The organism is Rhodococcus cercidiphylli (genome assembly GCF_033042225.1).
Classification (GTDB): domain Bacteria; phylum Actinomycetota; class Actinomycetes; order Mycobacteriales; family Mycobacteriaceae; genus Rhodococcoides.
In genome coordinates, this window is record NZ_JAWLKE010000012.1 from 1 (window position 1) to 20254 (window position 20254).

Here is a 20254-nt window from a genome sequence, read left to right on the forward strand (position 1 = left end):
CATCGTCGATCCTTCCCACCAAGCTGAGCTCGGCGTGTCGAACCAAGGACCGGATCAACCGTTATTCAGACAGTCCCGAGCTACGAGACCGCGGTATTGCGTGGCGATCTCGCCCGGTGTGGTGAACCAGACGCCGTCGCTGTTGTCGAGCATGTGTTGCAGGGCGGACCGGAACCGGCGAAGTCGGTAGGGCTGTCCGGTCAGGAACGTGTGCAGAGAGATGGCGAGCACTACGGGTTGGTGAGCCGAGTTCTCCTTCAGTTCGTCGAAACTGTCGATTATGTTGCGCTCGAACGTCGCTGCGGTCTGGTGATGGTGAACGAACACCGGAAGGTCGTTCACCTCGTGCGGGTACGGAACGCTGAGCAACGGGCCACCGCGGGTCTGCAGCCAGACCGGCTGATCGTCGATGGGCCAGTCCAAGGTGTATTCGTAGCCGCGTTCGGCGAGCAAGTCCTCGGTCACTCGACTGGGGTTGGCACCGGGGCTCATCCAACCCCGAGGTGGTGCTCCCTCGTGGCGCTCGATGGCGGTCGTCACCTCGTCGATCGAGCGTCGTTCGGCTTCCTCGTCCTGATTGTTCGGTTGCACGGCGTTCGTTCGTCCGTGCGCGACGACCTCCGCATCGAGGGCGCGGAAGGCGTCGACCAGCTGCGGAGCATGCTCGTACACCTCGGTGTTGACCAGCAACGTCGGGCGAACTCCATTCCGGTGCAACGTCTCTGCGATCCGGAAGCCGCCGACGCGGTTGCCGTACTCGCGCCAACCCCAGTTGTAGGTATTCGGCTGATCCATCCCGGGTGTGTAGCCCAGCCCTGGCTGACCGTCGTCGTACGGAAAGTGTTCGCAGTTGACTGCCACGTACACCGCGAGGCGCGCGCCACCCGGCCACTCGAATTGTGGGCGATCGCCGATGGGGGAGTATTCGAAGCGGCCATGAGAAGCGAGGGGCATGGCGACAGAATTGCCCATGGTCGATCAGCGCAAACTGTGGTGCCAGCTTGCCTGCGGTCGCCGAGTCGGAGCCACTGCTGCAGCCGGCTGAGGTGAACGCGTGGATCACCACGACTGCGCATGCGGCCCCACGAACAGCGACGGTAGAGATTGTCATCGGCCCTCTTTCGTCTGCTTCGATGCACCATTCGTGTGGCTACAGCAGGTCGGACCGACCGGATCGTAGAACCGAGCAGTGGAAATGGATTGGAAAGCGGTGCGCGCAGTCCAGTCGACTTTCCGATCAATCAGTGAGATCCAGACCGACTGCTTCCTGCAGCAAACTTAAAGTCAGGCTGGACTGTTTGTTGATTTAGCGCTACTGTGCGAAGTGTGACTACCGACACAGGGCTTGACGACTCAGCGCCCACCGAGCGCCGGACGCAGGCCGAACGCACCGCGGGCACTCGGGCGAAGCTGCTCGACGCCGCGATCGATTGCCTGGTCGAACTGGGCTTCGCCAAGACCAGCACCCAGGAGATCGCGCGGCGTGCCGGTGTCTCCCGGGGAGCGCAGCTGCACCACTTCCCGACCAAGGAGTCCTTGCTGATCGCGGCCGTCGAGCATCTCGTCGATCGTCGTCTCTCGGAGATCCTCGAAGCCGAACCGGACCCCGAGCGGGGACCCGAGATCCTCGCCGACGCATTCTCCGGGCCCCTGTTCTACGCCGCGCTCGAGCTCTGGGTGGCTGCCCGTACCGACCCGGCGCTGCACGAGGCGATGATCCCCTTGGAGCGGCGCGTCGCCGAGGCCATTCAGGGCGGTGCCCAGATCGTCATGGGCAGCCGGATGTCCCCAGAATCCATCGAGCTCAGTGTCGAACTCGCCCGCGGGCTGGCCGTCTCGGCTCTGTTCCGCACTCCCGAAGCCGACGCGCAGCTGCGCGGGCGGCTCCTTCCCGTCTGGTCCGAAAAGGTGATGGATTCGTGAACGCAACTCTCCCCGAACAGCTCGACGTGCTGGTGGTCGGAGCCGGCTTCGCAGGCCTGGCCGCGGTGGCGAAGATCCTCGCCGCCGACCCGAGCGCCGACGTGACCGTCATCGAGCGCGCGTCCGACGTGGGTGGCACGTGGCGAGACAACACCTACCCGGGGTGTGCATGCGACGTGCCTACCTCGCTGTACTCGTTCTCGTTCGCCCCGAGCCCCAAGTGGAGTCACACCTTCGCGCGTCAGCCCGAATTGTTCGACTACCTGCGTTCGGTGGTGGATCGTCTGGACCTGAACGATCGCATCGTCACGAACTGTGAATTGCAGTCCGCGACCTGGGACGAGGTGAACAAGCGTTGGTCGGTGCAGACGTCGCAGGGTTCGGCGAGCGCGCGTGTTCTGGTTGCTGCCACCGGGGCGTTGTCCACTCCGAAGATCCCGGACGTCCCCGGCATCGACACGTTCTCGGGCACCGTGTTCCATTCCGCGACCTGGAATCACGAGCACGACCTCACCGGCGAGCGGGTCGCCGTGATCGGCACCGGTGCGTCTGCGGTGCAGTTCGTCCCCGAGATCGTCGACCGGGCCGAGCGGCTCACCGTCTTCCAGCGCACCCCCGCGTGGGTGATTCCGCGCCTGGACCGCACCATCGGCCGGCTCGAGCGCACGCTGTACGAGCGAATCCCTCTGGCGCACCGCGCGGTTCGCGGTGTCATCTACGGCTACCGCGAGGCCTATGTGACCGTGCTGGCGGACAACCCGTGGCTGCTGCCCGCGGTGAAGGTGTTCGCGAAGTCCAATCTGAAGCGTCAGGTCAAGAACCCGGTGAAACGTGCCGCGCTGACTCCCGACTACGCGCCCGGCTGCAAAAGACTTCTGCTGTCCAATGATTGGTTGCCGACACTGGACCGGCCGGACGTCGATCTCGTCACGTCGGGGCTGACGTCGGTGACCGAGAACGGCGTCGTCGACGCCTCGGGCCGCAACCACGAGGTGGACACCATCATCTTCGCGACGGGGTTCACCCCCACCGAGCCGCCGGTGTCGCATCTGCTGCGCGGCAACGACGGTCGGACGCTCGCGGAGCACTGGGGCGGCAGCCCGCAGGCGCATCTCGGCACAACCGTCGCCGGCTTCCCGAACCTGTTCCTGATGTACGGCCCCAACACCAACCTCGGGCACAGTTCCATCGTCTACATGCTCGAGTCGCAGGCCAACTACGTGGTGTCCGCGCTGCACGCGATGAAGGACCGCAGGATCGCGGCCGTGGAGGTCAACGAATCTGCTCAGCGGCAACACAATTCGTGGGTCGATTCCGCGCTCGACGGCACGGTCTGGAATGCCGGCGGGTGCTCGAGCTGGTACCTCGACGCCAACGGCCGCAATTCCACGATGTGGCCCACCTACACATTCCGGTTCCGCAACAAGACGCGCGAGTTCGACGTGCCGAATTATCGGCTCGTCTCCGACGCTCTCGACTCAGACAACGAGGTGGTATCCGCATGAGCGACTACGACGTATTGATCATCGGCTCCGGTTTCGGCGGCAGCGTTGCTGCGTTGCGGGCGGTCGAGAAGGGGTACCGCGTGGCGGTTCTCGAGTCCGGTCGACGGTTCGAGGACGACGAGCTGCCGAAGACCAGCTGGCGGTTGCGCAAGTATCTGTGGGCTCCGGCGTTGGGTTGCTATGGGGTGCAACGTATCCACCTGCTGCCCGATGTACTGGTGATGGCAGGAGCAGGCGTCGGCGGCGGTTCGCTGAACTACGCGAACACGCTGTATCAACCCCCGGCGAAGTTCTTCGAGGACCCGCAGTGGGGTTCGATCACCGATTGGCAGCGCGAGCTGAATCCGTACTACGACCAGGCCCGCCGGATGCTCGGCGTCGAGACCAACCCGACCATCACCGCCTCGGACAAGGTGATGAAAGAGGTGGCCGAGGACATGGGGGTGGGGGACACGTTCACCTCGACCCCGGTGGGCGTGTACTTCGGAGATCGCGGCCGCACCGCGCCCGACCCGTTCTTCGGCGGTGCCGGGCCCGAGCGCACCGGCTGCACCGAATGCGGAGCGTGCATGACCGGCTGCCGCGTCGGCGCGAAGAACACCCTCGTCAAGAATTACCTGTACCTCGCCGAACACGCAGGCGCGCATGTTCTTCCGCTGACCACCGTCGTGGACGTGCGGCCGAACGGCGCGGGGTACGACGTGGTGACGCGTCGAACCGGTGGAAAGCTGCGTCGCAAGGAGAAGACGATCACCGCCGATCAGGTGATCTTCTCGGCCGGCACCTACGGCACCCAGAAGCTGATGCTCGCGGCCAAGGAGAAGGGCTCGCTCCCGCGGTTGTCGGACAAGATCGGCTCGCTGGTGCGCACCAATTCCGAGGCCGTGCTCGCCGCGACCGCTCGCGGCCGTGAGGTCGACTACCACGAGGGCGTGGCCATCACGTCGTCGTTCCACCCGGACGATCACACGCACATCGAGCCGGTGCGATACGGCAAGGGCAGCAACGCAATCGGCCTGCTGCAGACCGTGCTCAGCGACGGCGGCGGCAAGATGCCGCGCGTGCTCAAGACGCTCGGCGTCGCGCTGCGTCACCCCGGCGCCGCCGTTCGGAGCCTGTCGGTGCATCGCTGGTCGGAGCGAACCGTCATCGCGTTGGTGATGCAGACCGACGACAACTCGCTCGAACTCGGATCGAAGAAGGGGCCGTTCGGGCGTCGCCTCACCAGCAGGCCCGGCGTGGGTGATCCACCACCGCAATGGATTCCGCAGGGTCACGAGGCAATTCGTCTGCTCGCGGACAAGATCGGCGGTGACCCGGGCGGATCGATCGCCGAGATCGTCAACATTCCGATGACCGCGCACTTCCTCGGTGGCTGCGCGATCGGCGACTCGCCGCAGACCGGCGTGATCGACGGTTACCAGCGGGTCTACGGCTACGAGGGATTGCACGTGCTCGACGGTTCTGCCGTCAGCGCCAACCTCGGCGTCAATCCGTCCCTGACGATCACCGCCCAGGCCGAGCGAGCAATGGCGTTGTGGCCCAACAAGGGTGAGCCCGATCGGCGACCCGCGGTGGGCTCGGGCTATCAGGAGATCGCACCCACTCAGCCCGTGCAGCCGGTGGTGCCGGTATCGGCACCGGGTGCCCTGCGGCTTCCCCTGACCGTCGTGGGGAGGGATTCCTGATGTGGAGTGTCACCGAATCCGATACCGATCGCACCGACTGGCCGGTCAGTCCGGCAGCGCCGTGGCCGGCGAACGTGCGGGCCACGATCTGGTGGCATCGGGCCCGTTCGTCGGACTTCGCACCTGTCGGTGCCAAGACGTTGCCGATCACGATGGCGATGGTCGTCGACTACGTCACCTCACCGGTCGGCCCGTACCGCGAGATCCTGGCGAGCCCGGTGCTGCGCCGCGACGTCGGACGCGTTCCGCGGATGGCGGTGCCGTTCATCGCCGTCGATTCCGCGACATCTGTCCACGGCGGCCGGACCAACTGGCACCTGCCCAAGGTGCTGGCCGAGTTCGAGGGTGACGTGCTGGGCGAGGCCGGGGTGAGCGGCGACGAATGGTCGGTGCGGACGACGTCCCGCGCCGTGGGGCCGCAGTTCCCGATGCTCGGCTCCCTCGGTTTCGCGCAGCCGGTGTCCGGCGGCTCGGCCATCGCCACCGCGAGCCTGAAGGGCAAAGCCAGGTTGGCGCGCGTCGAGGTGGACGCGAAGGGCCCGACGCTGAGTCGCTGGATGCCGTCGGGCACGTATTTCGGCTTGCAGATCGTGTCGGGTTCGATGCGGACGGGTGAAGCGCACCTGGTCGGCCAGCTGTGATCCCCTTTTCTTGACTTAGTCCAGATTAGGGGCATACTGGAGTACATGCAGCTCACCGAACGCGTCGACCCCGTAGCGCAGTTGCGCTCGGTCGGTCTCCGCGTCACCGGACCCCGGGTTGCAGTTCTGAATGCGGTCACAGCCCGACCGCATTCGGACGCCGACGACATCGCTGCCGCCGTCCGTGAGGACGGTGGTTCGGTGTCGACCCAGGCCGTGTACGACGTGCTCAGGGCCTGCGTCGATGTAGGTTTGCTCCGTCGCATCGAACCCGCCGGCTCGGCCGCGCTGTACGAGAGCCGGACGGCGGACAATCACCACCACCTCGTGTGCCGAGAGTGCCGCGTGGTGGCCGATGTCGATTGCGCCGTCGGAGCGCCGCCGTGTCTCTTACCCGAGAACACTCACGGATTCGTCGTCGACGAAGCCGAAATCGTGTTCTGGGGTTTGTGCGGCGACTGCACGAGGCATTCCGTCTGACACTGCGGTCCAGCGTACGGCCGCTCGGTTTCACAGCTTTTTCGAAGAGCAGCCCTCTTCGGACTCTATTCAGCCCTTCAGGAGGCTTCGTATGACCAAGCCGATCAGCAACAAGCCGACCACCAGCAACTCGGGAATCCCCGTCCCCAGCGACGATCAGTCGCTGACCGCCGGAACGCAGGGACCGATTCTGCTGCACGACCACTACCTCATCGAGAAGATGGCGCAGTTCAACCGCGAGCGGGTCCCGGAGCGCGTCGTGCACGCCAAGGGCGCAGGCGCGTTCGGCGAACTCGAGATCACCGGGGACATCAGCAAGTACACCAAGGCGAAGGCGTTGCAGCCCGGTGCCAAGACCGAGATGCTGGCGCGCTTCTCCACCGTCGCCGGCGAGCAGGGCAGCCCCGACACCTGGCGTGACCCGCGCGGATTCTCACTGAAGTTCTACACCGAGGAAGGCAACTGGGACCTGGTCGGCAACAACACCCCGATCTTCTTCGTCAAGGACCCGATCAAGTTCCAGGACTTCATCCGTAGCCAGAAGCGCATGCCCGACTCCGGTCTGCGCGACAACAACATGCAGTGGGACTTCTGGACCCTCTCGCCCGAGTCGGCGCACCAGGTGACGTGGCTCATGGGCGACCGGGGTATCCCCAAGTCGTTCCGCCACATGGACGGGTTCGGTTCGCACACGTACCAGCTCATCGCCGAGGACGGCACGAAGACCTGGGTCAAGTTCCACTTCAAGACCGATCAGGGTATCGACTACCTGACGCAGGACAAGGCGGACGAGGTTGCGGGTACGTCCCCCGATCATCACCGTCAGGACCTCTTCGGATCCATCAAGAACGGCGACTTCCCCAGCTGGACCCTCAAGGTGCAGCTCATGCCGTACGACGAGGCAGAGAACTACAAGTACAACCCGTTCGACCTCACCAAGGTCTGGTCGCAGAAGGACTACCCGTTGATCGAGGTCGGCAAGATGACCTTGAACCGCAACCCGGAGAACTTCTTCGCGCAGATCGAGCAGAGCTCGTTCGAGCCGTCCAACACCGTGCCCGGCATCGGCTTCAGCCCCGACAAGATGCTGCTCGGCCGCGTCTTCTCCTACGCCGACGCGCACCGGTACCGCATCGGAGCGAACTACGCGCAGCTGCCGGTCAACGCCCCGAAGTCCGAGGTCAACTCGTACTCCAAGGACGGCAACATGCGGTACTCGTTCAACTCCCCGGAGACGCCCGTCTACGCGCCGAACTCGTTCGGCGGCCCGTCGGCGGACACGAACAAGTACGGCGACGACGGAGCATGGGACTTCGAGCCCCGCTTCGTGCGCACCGGGTACATCGAGCACCCCGAGGACGGCGACTTCGTGCAAGCGGGAGCCCTGGTCCGCGAGGTCATGGACGACGCGCAGCGTGAGCGCCTCGTCGGGAACATCGTGGGGCACGTCCTCAACGGCGTCAGCGAGCCCGTTCTGAGCCGGGTGTTCGAGTACTGGACCAACGTCGATCCCGAGCTCGGCAAGAAAGTCGAGGAAGGCGTTCGGTCGCAGCAGAACGAGACCGCACCGACCACGGGTGCAGGCGCAATCGACGATCCTGCCGACGAAGCAGCCAAGGTCTGATGTTGGGATCGGCGTCACAGCGGATGTGACGCCGATCCGGAACAACGCGGGTCGACCTGCCGTTGTGCAGTACAGACGAAAGAACAATAATGGTGTGCGATGCATACCGTCGTCCAACGGCAGGGAGGCCACATCATGACGAACCCCATCACCAGCACCCTCGACGCAGGCCAGCAGAAGATCGCCGGCGACGCGCTTCAGGGAACTGTGGTCGATCTCATCGACCTTTCGCTCATCGCCAAGCAGGCGCACTGGAACGTGATCGGCAAGAACTTCCGGTCGGTGCACCTCGAGCTCGACGAGTTGGTCACGGCCGCACGTGAATTCACCGACCAGGCCGCCGAGCGCGCCACCGCTATCGGCGTCAGCCCCGACGGGCGCGCAGCCACCGTCTCCTCGACGGCAGGAACCAAGGGCTTCGGTGCCGGATGGACCAAGGACAGCGAAGTCGTCCCAGCGGTCGTCGACAACCTCGCCGCGGTCGTGGAGCGTCTTCGCGGACGCATCGCCGACACTGGCGAAGCCGATCCGGTGACCCAGGACCTGCTCATCGGCATCACGGCTCGGCTCGAGCAGCTGCACTGGATGTGGCAGGCCCAGGCCAGCTGACGTTTTCCCACCCGACAGGCCCCTCGCGCACAGCGGGGGGCCTGTTGTTTGCCTGCACCACCCCCGGGTATCCGAAAACCATGCCTGTTTCCAAACCGACGGTCGACGCGGTCCTGCTCGACATCGACGGCACCCTCGTCGATTCCAACTACGTGCACGTCGACGCGTGGTCGCGCGCGTTTCGTGAGGCCGGTGGTTCCGTTCCTTCCTGGCGTGTTCACCGCTGCATCGGGATGGACGGGTCGAAGCTGCTCGAGACGCTCGTCGGGTCCTCGAACAGCGCGCTTGCCCACGAAGCGAAGACGCTGCACGGCGAGTACTACGCTGCTGCGTCGGCGGATCTCGAAGTGCTGCCGGGTGCCCGTGAACTGTTGGCGGACTTGAACTCTCGCGGCATCACCGTGGTGCTTGCGACCTCGGCTCCGGAGAGCGAGTTGTCGACGTTGCGCGACCTGCTCGACGTCGAGGACTCGGTTGCCGTGGTGACGTCCGGTGAGGACGCCGACGTAGCCAAGCCGGAGCCCGACATCGTTGCGGTTGCACTCGAACGTGGCGGCGTCGAGGCATCCAAGGCGGTGATGGTCGGCGACAGCGTCTGGGACATCGAGTCGGCCGGTCGCGCGGGTGTACGCGCCATCGGTGTTCGCAGTGGCGGCATCTCACGTGGTGAGTTGCTCGACGCGGGGGCGGTAGCAGTGTTCGACGACCCCGCCGATCTGCTCGCCCACATCGAGGACAGTCCCTTCTACTCCGATGAAAAGGCAAGTGCTTGAGCGAGTTCCGCAAGCCGCACCCCCGGGTCGACGGCTATGTCCCCATCGAGAGCTACGGCGCCATCGGTGACGGCCGCACCGTGGCGATGATCGCCGACGACGGCCGGATCGATTGGTTTCCGGTTCCGAACCTCGATTCGCCGCCGCCGTTCGCAGCGTTGCTCGACGCTGGGAACGGTGGATACATTCAGCTGACGCCGCTGGAGGAGTTCACCGTCCAGCGTGAATTCGTCCCCGGGACAAATGTGCTGAGCACGACGTTCCGTACCGACACCGGCACCGTCCGAGTCACCGACTCGCTGAACACCGGTGTCGCCGGGCGTCTTCCGTGGGTGGAGTTGGCCCGCCGCGTCGAGGGTCTCGACGGCAACGTCGAGCTGTCGTGGTCCGTGGCGCCGGGCACCATGCTCGGCATCGCGTCGCCGTGGGCGTACGACACCGAGCACGGCACCGTGTTGCGGGTCGACGGATTGACCTTGGCCGTGCGGACTCTGGGCATCGAGGAGGTGCACGTCGCGGACCGCGACATCGGTGGTGTCTTCACCACCCACCCGGATTCTCGGCATGTGCTGGGCGTCGTGGGCACGGAGAACGAGCCGTTGCCGCTGCCCGATCCGCAGCACCTCGACGAGGGGATCGACCGGACGATCGCCAACTGGCGCGTGTGGTCCGACGAATTCTCGTACCAGGGACCGTGGTCGGAGCATGTGGCGCGGAGCGCGCTGGCTCTGAAGTTGTTGCTGCACAGCCCCTCCGGTGCCATCGCTGCCGCTGCCACCACCTCTCTGCCCGAGAACAGGACCGGTGGCAAGAACTGGGACTACCGCTACGCGTGGGTTCGCGACGCCGCGTACACCATCCGTGCGCTGCAACGGTTCGGCCTTCGCGAGGAGATCCATGCTGCAGTGGCGTGGCTGCTGAAAGTGATCCGAGTCAACGATCCGTTGGTCAACGTCTTCTACACCCTCGGTGGTGAACTGCCGGGTGGCACGGAACAACCCGACGTTCCCGGCTGGCGAGGCATCGGGCCGGTGGTCAACGGCAACGCTGCTGCGGATCAGCTGCAGCTGATGATCTTCGGTGACCTGTTCTCCATCATCCGGCAGTACGTCGACGCGGGGAACATCCTGGACGCGCAGACGGGGCGCCTGCTGGCCGCCATCGCCGACGAGGCCTGCGATTCGTGGCAGCGCAAGGACGCCGGGATCTGGGAGCTCGAGGACGAACAGCACTACACCAGCTCCAAGCTCGGTTGCTGGCAGGCGCTGGACTGTGCCGTGCACCTGGCAGAAGCAGGCGAGATCCCGGGGATACCGGATCGATGGAAGGCCGAGAAGGAACGCATCCGGCTCTACATCGAGACCGAGTGTTGGTCGGACGAGCGGCAGGCCTACCTGGCGTACCCGGGTGCCGACGGGCTCGATGCGTCGGTACTGCTCGCGGCCGAGATGGATTTCGATCGGGGAGAACGTCTTTCGTCCACCATCGATGCGCTCGTCGAAGAACTCGGTGCCGGTCCGTTGATGTACCGCTACAGCGGGGTCTCGAAGGAAGAAGTGACCTTCGTGGCCTGCGCCTTCTGGCGAGTGTCGGCGCTGTCCTGCGTCGGCCGAGACGACGAAGCCGCAGCTCTGATGGACCAACTGGTGGAGCTGTCCAACGACGTCGGTTTGTACAGCGAAATGATCGATGCTTCGGATGGATCGTTTCTGGGTAACTTCCCGCAGGGCTTGAGCCACCTGGCCCTGGTGAATGCGGCGCTGACCATTGCGCGCTCGCACGACGCCACAGCCTGACCGCGATCTCTTACACAAGGTGGGATTCAATGGATTTGGGAATCAACGGTAGGACAGCATTGGTCACCGGAGCAGACTCCGGTATCGGCTGGCACACCGCGAGAATGCTGCTGGCCGAGGGTGTTCGCGTCGTGATCAGCGACAAGGATCAGACCTCGCTCGACGAGGCCGCAGCGAAACTCGGCGCAGCGGAGGGGCAGTTGTTCGCGTTCGCCGCGGACGTGACCGACACCGACGCGGTCGAGAACCTGGCAGCACGGACGCAGCAGGTAGTGGGCGACATCGACATTCTCGTCCAGTCCTCCGGAGTGACCGGAGCGCAGGGGCTGTTCCACGAGATCGACGAGGAGGGGTGGCGTTCCACCCTCGACATCGACCTGATGGGACCGGTCCGGCTACTGCGAGCATTTCTGCCCGCACTCCGCCGCGGTGGCTGGGGACGCATCGTGTTGCTGACCTCCGAGGACGCCGTGCAGCCGTACGACGACGAATTGCCCTACTGCTCAGCCAAAGCCGGCGTGCTGGCCCTCGCCAAGGGGCTCTCGCGCAGCTATGCGTCCGAGGGACTGCTGGTCAATGCGGTCTCTCCCGCGTTCATTCACACCCCGATGACCGACGCGATGATGGACAAGCGCGCCGAGGAGAAGGGAACCGACCGCGACGGTGCCATCGAGAGCTTCCTCGACGAGGAGCGTCCGTACATGGAGCTCGGACGCCGTGGCGAACCCGAGGAAGTCGCCTCGGTGATCACGTTCCTGTGCTCGGACCGCGCGTCCTTCGTCAACGGATCGAACTACCGAGTCGACGCCGGTTCCGTCGCAACTATCTAGGAGACACGCATGACCAATTTCGGATACACCTTGATGACCGAGCAGAGCGGCCCGAAAGAGCTGGTGCAGTACGCAGTCGGTGCCGAGAGAGTCGGTTTCGACTTCGAGGTCGCCAGCGACCACTACTCGCCCTGGCTGTCCTCCATGGGGCACTCGCCGTACGCCTGGACCACATTGGGCGCGGTGGCTCAGGCCACCGAACGCGTCGAGCTCATGACGTACGTGACATGCCCGATCATCCGGTATCACCCGGCCGTCGTCGCGCAGAAGGCTGCGACGATGCAGATCCTGGCCGACGGCCGCTTCACCCTCGGCCTCGGCAGCGGTGAGAACCTGAACGAGCACGTTGTCGGCGAGGGCTGGCCGTCCATCGACAAGCGGCAGGACATGTTCGTCGAGGCGCTCGAGATCATCAGGGCATTGCACGCCGGTGGCTTGGTCACGTACGACGGTAAGCACTTTCGCGTCGACTCCGCCCGGATCTGGGACCTGCCCGAGGGCGGCGTGCCCATCGGCATCGCAGCCGGTGGCGAGAAGGCCGTCGCGCGATTCGCCGAGTACGGTGATCACCTCATCGCCACCGAGCCCGACGCCGATCTCGTCAAGGCATGGTCGGACAACCACGAGGGCCCGGCGCGGTCCATCGGACAGATCCCGATCTCCTGGGATCCGGACAAGGACGCGGCCGTCGATCGCGCGCACGATCGCTTCCGCTGGTTCGCGGGCGGTTGGGCCGTCAACGCCGATCTGCCGACGACGGCTGGATTCGCCGGAGCGACCAAGTTCGTACGCAAAGAGGATGTGGCCGACACGATTCCGTGTGGACCGGACCTGGACGCCATCGTCGAGGCCGTGAAGCCGTACTGGGAGGCCGGGTACACCGACATCGCACTCGTGCAGGTGGGCGACGAGACCCAGGAGCGCTTCCTCGCCGAGGCCGCAGGCCCGCTTTTGGAGAAACTGCGCGCTGCGTCCAGCTGACTCGACGTTTCACGAGGCCCCGATCGAGGGCATTCGGTCGGGGCCTCGAGCTGTCACTGGACGTGAATGTCCTTGCGGTCGAGTGCCCTGCCTGCCGATGCGACGACCGCGACAGTGAGCAGCGCCGTGGCCGTCAGGACCGACAGTGCGGCCCCGGTGGTGAGCGAACCCGAGTCACCGAAAGTTCCGGAGGTCAACTGGGTTGCGCGAGTGGCCAGGGCATAGGGCAGCACGAAGATCGCCCCGGTCACCTCGGCGGTGAGGAGGAACACCGATATACCGGCCCCGACGAGAGCGATGGCAATCGGCACCGCGAACGACCTGACAGCCATCGACAGAGCGGAGTGCAGTGCCGCGACCGGTAGTGACCCCACCACTATCAGCGCGCCGGTCGCGAGGAGCTCGGAGGGGAGCGTTCCGTCGAGCGAGAACACCACCTTGCCGAGAACAACGACGGCTGCCAGCATGACGATGTTCATGGCCGCGGTGAGTGTTGCCACCACAGCCGTTTTGACGATCACGATGCGCACCGACGGTACCGGCCCACTCATCAGGGCATTCCAATTCCCGCCTCGGTGTTCGGATCTCCAAACCAGTGATGCCAGTACCGCAACTCCGAGTGCGAGTGGGAACAGGCCGTAGAACACGACTGTGCGCAACCACAATGTGCGCCATCCCTCTGCCAACTCTGCGCCCGACGCGATGGTGTTGAACGTTCCGACCCCCGCGATGATCAGCGGGAGGAGAACGACGACCGCCCATGCCTGTGAGCGCCTGAGCTTGATCATTTCGGCCGAGAACGCATTCATGCTCGTACCTCCTGTCGATCGAGTCGAACGGTCTTGAGCCAGAACGACACTGCCCCGGCAACTGCGAGGGCGGTGATGCTGGCGTAGGACGGGTTCAGCGTCACCACCTGTTCGCCTCGGTAGTCGGCGGCAGACGCCAAGGAGTAGTAGCCCCACGGCGTCAGGTGTGCTGCCCAGGAGGGAAATCCGGAGGCGCAGATCGCGATGACGGTACCCACGATGCCGATTCCCAGCGCGACCAGTTGGTTGTCCACACGCGCTGAGATCAGCAGGTGCACAGCGAGTATCACGAGGTTGGTCGTCACCGCCGCCGCCGTGTAGCCCAACCACAGGTCGGCAGGCAAGGGTTGGGTCGCTCCGACTGCAATTCCCAGAAATACACCTCCAGCACTGGCCGCAACCGTTGCGCCTGCAACGACGAGGCCCGTCGAGACGAGCTTCGCGCGCACGAGGGCTCCGCGCCCGGTTCCATTGGTCCGGTTCAGCAGCCAGCCGTTGGATTGGTGCTCGACTTCCATTGTGCGGCTTGCCATCACGGCGATCAGCAGCGGGGATGCGACGGGGACGGCAAGGGACAGCCCGGCCAGTAGCAGCGCCCAGGAGACCGTGGTCGAATCCTTCGACGCTGTTGCGGTGATAGCGCCGACGAAGGTCAACCCGACGATTGCGGCGACCAACACAGCGGCGATCGCGCCGATGTGCCTGTGTCTGAGTTTGGCGAACTCGTTGCGTACGGTCGTCACAATCGGCCACCCTTCGTCAGATTCATGAATACGTCTTCGAGCGACTGATCGTCGCGCCGAACGCCGTAGACGCCTGCGTTCGCGCCGACGAGTTCTGCCACCACCTGTGCGGCACCTCGATCGTCGATGCCGGACAGCCTCAGAGTGTGATCCTCGACCTCGACCGAAATGCGCTGTTGCAGAACCGAACGCGCACAAGTCGGATCGATGACGTCGATGAGTACATCCGGAGTGGAGGCGGCGAACAGCTCGTCGCGGGTGCCTTGGAAGATCAAGCGCTCCTGGCTCAGGATCCCCAGCATGTTCGCCGTCTTGTCTATCTCGCCGAGCAGATGGCTCGAGACCATCACTGTCACGCCGTGTTCGGCGAGATGGCGGAGCAGGCCGCGGATCTCTTCGATGCCTGCCGGGTCCAAGCCGTTGGTGGGCTCGTCCAGGATCAGAAGTCGTGGTTCGCGCGCCAGCGCCATTGCGATGCCCAGGCGCTGTTTCATCCCCAGCGAGTAGTTCTTCACCTTCTTGTCGAGGTGCTCCTGCAGCCGGACGGTGGCCACCGCCCGGTCGATCTGTTCGGCGTGCAATCCGAGCGAGCGTTGCACGATGCGAAGGTTTTCCGCACCCGTGAGATGGCCGTATCCGGGTGGAGCTTCGATGAGTGATCCGATGTGTGAAAGCAATCCGCGGCGGGTCCCGTGATTCATCGGTTTCCCGAGGATCTCCACCTCACCGGAGGTCGGTCGGATCAGGGACAGCAACATTTTCATGGTCGTCGACTTGCCCGATCCGTTCGGACCGAGAAAGCCGTAGACGCAGCCCTCAGGAATGCGAAGGTTCACGTCGTCGACAACGGTATGGGCGCCGTAGCGCTTGCCGAGGCTGTGAGTTCTGACGATGTCCATGCCTCGACCGTCCCGCATTCGGCGGCGAGAATCGTCGGTCCCGAGTATGTCCGGTGTCCTACTCGGGTATGACTTGCCGCCGGGTGGCGGCGCTACGGAGCCAGGGTCGACAGATTCTTCGAGATGCTCGACGACAGTGCCTTACCGACGATCGCGGCGAGGCCGGGGACGGGTGCGTCGAATCCGATCGTGTAGTCGAGCTCGGTGCCGCCGTCGGCGGTGGGGGTGAACTTCTGCACGCCCCAGTGGCCGCGTAGCGGACCGCCCTTGGTGATGCGGTACTCGATCAGCGAATGGGGCTCGGAGGTGATCGTGGTTTCCTCGAACGCAGGAAGCGGACCCAGCTTCAGGCTGCGCGTAGACCCGACGCCGTTGCGGGAGGTGTCACCGTCCCGAACGCGGCCGATCTTCGCCATGAAGAGCGGGCCGAGGTTCTCGTGCTCCGACAACGCCGCGAAGACGATCTCGGGGGGAGAGACGAACCGGTGCTTGACGTGTACGCGGGTGGGGGTCGGCATGGGTCGTGAGATCCGTTCGCTCGGGGTCGACAGAGTCGACTCACAGTAGCCGTCCACCGCGTGAAAAAAGGGACCCATTCGATCGAATCGAATGGGTCCCTATTCGTGGTCCAACTGTCGGGGTGGCGGGATTCGAACCCACGACCTCTTCGTCCCGAACGAAGCGCGCTACCAAGCTGCGCCACACCCCGTGTACCGCTGGAGAAGTCTAACTCACGACTGCCTCGGAACGCGAAACGCCCTCGTCGGAGACGTTTTTCGGACCCGTTCTCGGGGCCGGAGTCAGCGTGATCAGGGTGGCCTCGGGGCGGCAGCAGAACCGTGCAGGCGCGTACGGCGACGTTCCGATGCCCGCGGAGACGTGTAGCTGGGTGTGCGCGCCCCACTTGGACGGGCCCTTGACCCGCGAACGGTCGATCTCGCAGTTCGTCACCAGCGCGCCGTAGAACGGGAGGCACAGCTGGCCGCCGTGGGTGTGCCCGGCGAGGACGAGGTCGTATCCGTCCTGAGCGAACTTGTCCAGCACTCGCGGCTCCGGGGAGTGCGTGATGCCCAGACGAAGGTCTGCGAGGGGATTGGGCTGGCCGGCGATGGTGTCGTAGCGGTCGCGCTTCAGATGGGGGTCGTCGACGCCCGCCGACGCGATCCGTACCCCGGCCACCTCGAGCTCGCGACGCACATGCGTCACGTCGAGCCAGCCCCGCTCGGAGAACGCGGCCCGCAGGTCGCGCCACGGCAACGAGTCGCCGGTGGTGCGCTTGTGGTTCTTGTCGAAGTACTTGAACGGGTTCTTCGGCTTGGGAGCGAAGTAGTCGTTGCTACCGAACACGAACAGACCCGGCCGAGCCAGCAGCGGCCCCAACGCCTGCACGACGCTGGGCACGGCGCGCTGGTGCGAGAGATTGTCTCCGGTGTTGACGACCAGATCGGGTTCGAGGCGGTCCAGCTCACGCAACCAGTTCTGCTTCATCCGCTGTCCGGGCATCATGTGCAGGTCGCTGATGTGGAGCACGCGCAGCGTCGCCGAACCCGGCTCGAGCACCGCCATCGACGTCTCACGCAGCGTGAACGCATTGCGTTCGATGAGTGTGGCGTATCCGAGACCCAACGCCGCCGCGCCCGCCGTTCCGATCACGGAACTCTTCAGCGGTGCTGCTCTGACGGCGTCGCGCGCCTGCTCTGCAGCAGAGCGCAGTTGCGAGGACGCGCTGCGCAGTTGTGTGGAGGCACTGCGCAGTTGCGTCGACGTGCTGAGAAACGAGGGACTGAATTGTGCGGACACCTCATCCACGATACGGCAGCAACCGGATATGGACGTGCGAGCCGAGGACTGTGCCGCGTAGCGTTTCCGCCATGTCCGAACTCAAGGCCCGCCTCCGAACCGACCTCACCGCAGCGATGAAGGCGAAGGACAAGCTCCGCCTGGCAACGCTGCGCATGATTCTCGCCGCCATCCAGACCGAGGAGGTCTCCGGCAAGGAGGCCCACGATCTGACCGACGACGACGTTCTCAAAGTGCTTGCCAAGGAAGCGAAGAAGCGCGGCGAATCGGCCGAGATCTACACGCAGAACGGCCGCGGCGAACTCGCCGCCAACGAGCATGCAGAAGCGCAGATCATCAATGAGTATCTGCCCACTCCGCTCACGGACGAGGAGTTGGCCACCATCGTCGACACCGCCATCGCGCAGGTCGCCGAAGACCTCGGGGAGCGACCGGCGATGAAGCAGATGGGTCAGGTCATGAAGATCGCGTCGGGACTCGCCGCAGGCAAGGCCGACGGATCGCGATTGTCGAAGGCTGTCAAAGACCGCCTGTAGTGCGCTCCGCGCAGTGGTGCGGTTACGTCCCCCCTGGGGCACATAACCGCACCACTGCCGCAGGCACTAGCGAGGTGCCGTGATCCCGGGGATCGCCGGAATCTGGATGCCCGGCGGGAGGTCCGGGATCTGAATGTTCGGCAGCGCGGGTGCCGGAGCCGGCGCAGGTCGAACCGAACCGTCACTGACGTAGATCGTGATGTTCGATCCGGGGACCGCCGAACCCGACGGGGACGTCGACACCACGGTGCCGCGAGCCGCCTGGTCGGCCGTGGTGGCCACCGTCACCTGGAAGCCTGCGCCTTGCAGGGTCGATGTCGCCGACGACTGGCTCTGGCCGGTCACGTCGGGTACCTGGCCGTTGGCCGAGCCGCGGACGTACTTCTGGTCGACGGGTGGCAACGCGACGGGTCCGAAGTTGGTGGCGATCGGTGTCATGGCGTCGAACCACGTTCGAGCCGGCTCGTTACCGCCGTACAGGTTGCCCGAGCTGCATGGGCGCAGCGGGAACGAGCAGATCTCGCTCGGCGTCGGTGAGTCGCCGTACGTGTACACGGCGGCGGCGTAGTTGTTGGTGAACCCGAGGAAGCCGGAGGACCTGTTCGACTCGGTGGTGCCGGTCTTGCCTGCCATCGGCAGGGTCCAGCCGGCGGAGCCGGCCGCTGCGGCGGACGTGCCGCCCGGCTGATCGTCCTTGCTCATGGCATTGGCGAGGGTGTTCGCCAGACCGGGCTCGACGACCTGCTCACACGCCTGGTGAGCAACCGGAACGGGCTTGCCGTCGCGGTCGAAGATCGAGTCGATGGGGGTGGGCGGGCACCACATGCCACCCGAGGCCAACGTGGCAGCCACGTTGGACAGCTCCAGCGGGTTCACCCAGGTCGGTCCGAGGGTGAACGAGCCGAGATTCTGATCCTTCTGGAAATCGGCCATGGACTGGTCGGTGCCCGACGAGCCGGGGTCGTTGTACGACCGCAGGCCCAGACGAACGGCCATGTCGACGGTCGGGGTGACGCCGACCGACTCGATCAGCTTGACGAACGCGGTGTTGGGGGACTGCGCCAACGCGTCGGTGATGGACAGCGACGCCGGGTAGTTGCCCGCGTTTTCGACGCAGTAGGTCGCTGCCGGGCAGTTCCGTGCACCGCCGTCGCCGACGCCCTTGACCTCGACGCGCCTGGGCACCTGCAGCGTCGCGCTGGTACCCAGTCCGCGCTCCATCGCCGCGGCGGTGGTGAAGATCTTGAAGATCGAGCCCGCTCCGTTGCCGACCAGCGAGTGCGGCTGCGGCTGCACCGTCTCGTCGTCGTCGGCACTGAGGCCGTAGGTGCGGCTGCTGCCCATGGCGAGAACTCGGTGCTGGTCCTGGCCCGGTGCGACGACGTTCATGACGGTGGCAACGCCGTCGAGGTTCGGGCTGGTGTTCTCCACCAGGGCGGCCTTGGTGGAGTTCTGTACGGCGGGGTCGAGCGTCGTGCGGATGAGGTACCCGCCCTTGTCGATCTGTTCCTGGCTGATTCCCGCCTCGGCCAGGTACTGCAGTGCGTAGTCGCAGAAGAATCCGCGGTCGCCTGCCGCGATGCATCCGCGGGGCAGGGTCTGGGGAACGGGCAGCACACCGAGCGGCTCGGACTTGAGCGCGGCGAGCTCGTCGGCGCGTTCGGGGAGGTTCTGGATCATCGTGTCGAGCACGGTGTTCCGGCGCTCGAGCACGCCCTCCTCGTTGGTGTACGGGTTGAGTGCGGAGCTGGACTGCACCATGCCTGCGAGCATCGCGGCCTGGACGGCGCTGAGCTGGCTCGCATCGATACCGAAGTAGGTCTGGGCGGCGTCCTGGATGCCGAAGGACGCGTTGCCGAACGGAACGAGGTTGAGGTACCGGGTGAGGATCTCGTCCTTGGTCAGTTCCTTGTCGAGCGTCAACGCCATGCGGATCTCGCGGATCTTGCGAGCGGGCGTCGTCTCGATGGCCGCTCGGCGCTCGGCGTCGGTCTTGGCCACCACGAGCAGCTGGTAGTTCTTCACGTACTGCTGATCGATGGTGGATGCGCCCTGCTCGACCTGCCCGCTGGTGGTGTTGGTCAGGAACGCTCGGAGCGTGCCCTGCCAGTCCACGCCCTGATGTTCGGCGAAGCGGCGGTCCTCGATCGAGACGATGGCGAGCTTCATCTCGTTGGAGATCTGGTCGCTCGGCACCTCGAATCGGCGCTGCTCGTACAACCAGGCGATGGGCGTGCCGTTGACGTCCGTCATCGTCGAGACGGCAGGCACTGCGCCCTCGACCAACTCGGCCGAGACGTTGTCGACGGTATCGGCGGCGCGGTTGGAGGCGTACCCGAACCCACCGGCCAAGGGGAACATCACGCCGGCGAGCAATGCACCGGCGAGTGCTGAACATCCGGCGAGCTTCGCCACGGTTTTTCCAACTGACACAGAGCACAGCGTACGTGGGTGTGGCTCGGACCGGCAGAGGCCTGCATGCGCCGTGTGCTGCGCCCCTGCTCGGGACGGCCGTACCAGAAATGTGACCCCGCCGTCTTGCATTCGGGGCTCGCTTTACCTAAATTATGAGCACGGTGTGATTCGCATAACACTTGATAATGAATGTGGGGCAGCT

General features: G+C 65.1%; 19 protein-coding genes and 1 tRNA gene. 12 read left to right on the forward strand and 8 right to left on the reverse strand.

All coding sequences use genetic code 11. From position 1 onward, the window contains the following. Positions 1-54: 54 nt before the first annotated feature. On the reverse strand, positions 55-954 hold the full coding sequence (locus tag R3P95_RS23910) for a polysaccharide deacetylase family protein (protein ID WP_317549690.1): 900 nt from the start codon (positions 952-954) through the stop codon (positions 55-57). Positions 955-1317: 363 nt separating this feature from the next. Here R3P95_RS23910 and R3P95_RS23915 point away from each other — a divergent pair, with 363 nt between their 5' ends. The 11 genes from R3P95_RS23915 (at position 1318) to R3P95_RS23965 (ending at position 12850) form a co-directional block, all read left to right on the forward strand. After that, entirely contained in the window at positions 1318-1923 is a 606-nt protein-coding gene (locus tag R3P95_RS23915) for a TetR/AcrR family transcriptional regulator (protein ID WP_394855466.1), read from the forward strand. After that, positions 1920-3428 (forward strand): flavin-containing monooxygenase, encoded by a 1509-nt coding sequence (locus tag R3P95_RS23920; RefSeq protein WP_317549691.1) that lies wholly within the window; start codon positions 1920-1922, stop codon positions 3426-3428. The genes R3P95_RS23915 and R3P95_RS23920 overlap by 4 nt, the downstream gene beginning before the upstream one ends. Beyond that, positions 3425-5116, forward strand: coding sequence for a GMC family oxidoreductase (locus R3P95_RS23925; protein WP_317549692.1), 1692 nt, complete (start codon positions 3425-3427; stop codon positions 5114-5116). Before R3P95_RS23920 ends, R3P95_RS23925 begins: the two co-directional genes overlap by 4 nt. Then, positions 5116-5757, forward strand: a complete 642-nt coding sequence (locus tag R3P95_RS23930) for an acetoacetate decarboxylase family protein (RefSeq protein ID WP_317549693.1) — start codon at positions 5116-5118, stop codon at positions 5755-5757. The genes R3P95_RS23925 and R3P95_RS23930 overlap by 1 nt, the downstream gene beginning before the upstream one ends. Before the next feature lie 45 nt (positions 5758-5802). After that, on the forward strand, positions 5803-6237 hold the full coding sequence (locus R3P95_RS23935; RefSeq protein ID WP_317549694.1) for a Fur family transcriptional regulator: 435 nt from the start codon (positions 5803-5805) through the stop codon (positions 6235-6237). A 91-nt stretch (positions 6238-6328) separates the two neighbouring features. Then, the gene (locus R3P95_RS23940) at positions 6329-7861 is read left to right on the forward strand and encodes a catalase (RefSeq protein WP_269596518.1); all 1533 of its coding nucleotides are present in this window, start codon (positions 6329-6331) and stop codon (positions 7859-7861) included. Between the two features lie 135 nt (positions 7862-7996). Continuing rightward, positions 7997-8470, forward strand: coding sequence for a Dps family protein (locus tag R3P95_RS23945; protein WP_068054046.1), 474 nt, complete (start codon positions 7997-7999; stop codon positions 8468-8470). A gap of 80 nt (positions 8471-8550) precedes the next feature. Next, positions 8551-9243: an HAD family hydrolase gene (locus tag R3P95_RS23950; RefSeq protein ID WP_317549695.1), complete on the forward strand. Its 693-nt coding sequence runs from the start codon at positions 8551-8553 to the stop codon at positions 9241-9243. Further along, positions 9240-11039 (forward strand): glycoside hydrolase family 15 protein, encoded by a 1800-nt coding sequence (locus tag R3P95_RS23955; protein WP_317549696.1) that lies wholly within the window; start codon positions 9240-9242, stop codon positions 11037-11039. The genes R3P95_RS23950 and R3P95_RS23955 overlap by 4 nt, the downstream gene beginning before the upstream one ends. A 29-nt stretch (positions 11040-11068) precedes the next feature. Then, positions 11069-11869, forward strand: coding sequence for an SDR family NAD(P)-dependent oxidoreductase (locus R3P95_RS23960; protein ID WP_317549697.1), 801 nt, complete (start codon positions 11069-11071; stop codon positions 11867-11869). A 9-nt stretch (positions 11870-11878) separates the two neighbouring features. Then, positions 11879-12850, forward strand: a complete 972-nt coding sequence (locus R3P95_RS23965; RefSeq protein WP_149407292.1) for an LLM class F420-dependent oxidoreductase — start codon at positions 11879-11881, stop codon at positions 12848-12850. A gap of 53 nt (positions 12851-12903) precedes the next feature. Here the strand turns inward: R3P95_RS23965 and R3P95_RS23970 are convergent, their stop codons facing one another. The 6 genes from R3P95_RS23970 to R3P95_RS23995 form a co-directional block, all read right to left on the reverse strand. Next, positions 12904-13659 (reverse strand): ABC transporter permease, encoded by a 756-nt coding sequence (locus R3P95_RS23970; protein WP_317549698.1) that lies wholly within the window; start codon positions 13657-13659, stop codon positions 12904-12906. Then, on the reverse strand, positions 13656-14402 hold the full coding sequence (locus tag R3P95_RS23975; protein WP_317549699.1) for an ABC transporter permease: 747 nt from the start codon (positions 14400-14402) through the stop codon (positions 13656-13658). The genes R3P95_RS23970 and R3P95_RS23975 overlap by 4 nt, the downstream gene beginning before the upstream one ends. Continuing rightward, a complete protein-coding gene (locus R3P95_RS23980; protein WP_317549700.1) occupies positions 14399-15301 on the reverse strand; it encodes an ABC transporter ATP-binding protein in 903 nt (300 codons plus the stop codon). Before R3P95_RS23980 ends, R3P95_RS23975 begins: the two co-directional genes overlap by 4 nt. Before the next feature lie 92 nt (positions 15302-15393). After that, positions 15394-15819 carry an SRPBCC family protein gene (locus tag R3P95_RS23985; protein ID WP_317549701.1) on the reverse strand — a complete coding sequence of 142 codons (426 nt, stop codon included), beginning with the start codon at positions 15817-15819 and terminating at the stop codon, positions 15394-15396. A gap of 117 nt (positions 15820-15936) precedes the next feature. Next, positions 15937-16010, reverse strand: a tRNA-Pro gene (locus R3P95_RS23990). Positions 16011-16027: 17 nt separating this feature from the next. Further along, entirely contained in the window at positions 16028-16966 is a 939-nt protein-coding gene (locus R3P95_RS23995) for a metallophosphoesterase (protein WP_231893981.1), read from the reverse strand. Between the two features lie 206 nt (positions 16967-17172). Here R3P95_RS23995 and R3P95_RS24000 point away from each other — a divergent pair, with 206 nt between their 5' ends. Continuing rightward, a complete protein-coding gene (locus tag R3P95_RS24000) occupies positions 17173-17637 on the forward strand; it encodes a GatB/YqeY domain-containing protein (protein ID WP_037187848.1) in 465 nt (154 codons plus the stop codon). 66 nt (positions 17638-17703) lie between these two features. Here the strand turns inward: R3P95_RS24000 and R3P95_RS24005 are convergent, their stop codons facing one another. Further along, positions 17704-20052: a penicillin-binding protein gene (locus R3P95_RS24005; RefSeq protein WP_317549769.1), complete on the reverse strand. Its 2349-nt coding sequence runs from the start codon at positions 20050-20052 to the stop codon at positions 17704-17706. Positions 20053-20254: the final 202 nt, after the last annotated feature.

Bases quoted from the DNA above. Each gene is read 5' to 3' on its own strand.
- R3P95_RS23910 (WP_317549690.1), bottom strand. From the start codon at position 954: ATGCCCCTCGCTTCTCATGGCCGCTTCGAATACTCCCCCATCGGCGAT.
- R3P95_RS23925 (WP_317549692.1), top strand. From the start codon at position 3,425: ATGAGCGACTACGACGTATTGATCATCGGCTCCGGTTTCGGCGGCAGC.
- R3P95_RS23930 (WP_317549693.1), top strand. From the start codon at position 5,116: ATGTGGAGTGTCACCGAATCCGATACCGATCGCACCGACTGGCCGGTC.
- R3P95_RS23935 (WP_317549694.1), top strand. From the start codon at position 5,803: ATGCAGCTCACCGAACGCGTCGACCCCGTAGCGCAGTTGCGCTCGGTC.
- R3P95_RS23940 (WP_269596518.1), top strand. From the start codon at position 6,329: ATGACCAAGCCGATCAGCAACAAGCCGACCACCAGCAACTCGGGAATC.
- R3P95_RS23945 (WP_068054046.1), top strand. From the start codon at position 7,997: ATGACGAACCCCATCACCAGCACCCTCGACGCAGGCCAGCAGAAGATC.
- R3P95_RS23950 (WP_317549695.1), top strand. From the start codon at position 8,551: ATGCCTGTTTCCAAACCGACGGTCGACGCGGTCCTGCTCGACATCGAC.
- R3P95_RS23960 (WP_317549697.1), top strand. From the start codon at position 11,069: ATGGATTTGGGAATCAACGGTAGGACAGCATTGGTCACCGGAGCAGAC.
- R3P95_RS23965 (WP_149407292.1), top strand. From the start codon at position 11,879: ATGACCAATTTCGGATACACCTTGATGACCGAGCAGAGCGGCCCGAAA.
- R3P95_RS23970 (WP_317549698.1), bottom strand. From the start codon at position 13,659: ATGAATGCGTTCTCGGCCGAAATGATCAAGCTCAGGCGCTCACAGGCA.
- R3P95_RS23980 (WP_317549700.1), bottom strand. From the start codon at position 15,301: ATGGACATCGTCAGAACTCACAGCCTCGGCAAGCGCTACGGCGCCCAT.
- R3P95_RS23985 (WP_317549701.1), bottom strand. From the start codon at position 15,819: ATGCCGACCCCCACCCGCGTACACGTCAAGCACCGGTTCGTCTCTCCC.
- R3P95_RS24000 (WP_037187848.1), top strand. From the start codon at position 17,173: ATGTCCGAACTCAAGGCCCGCCTCCGAACCGACCTCACCGCAGCGATG.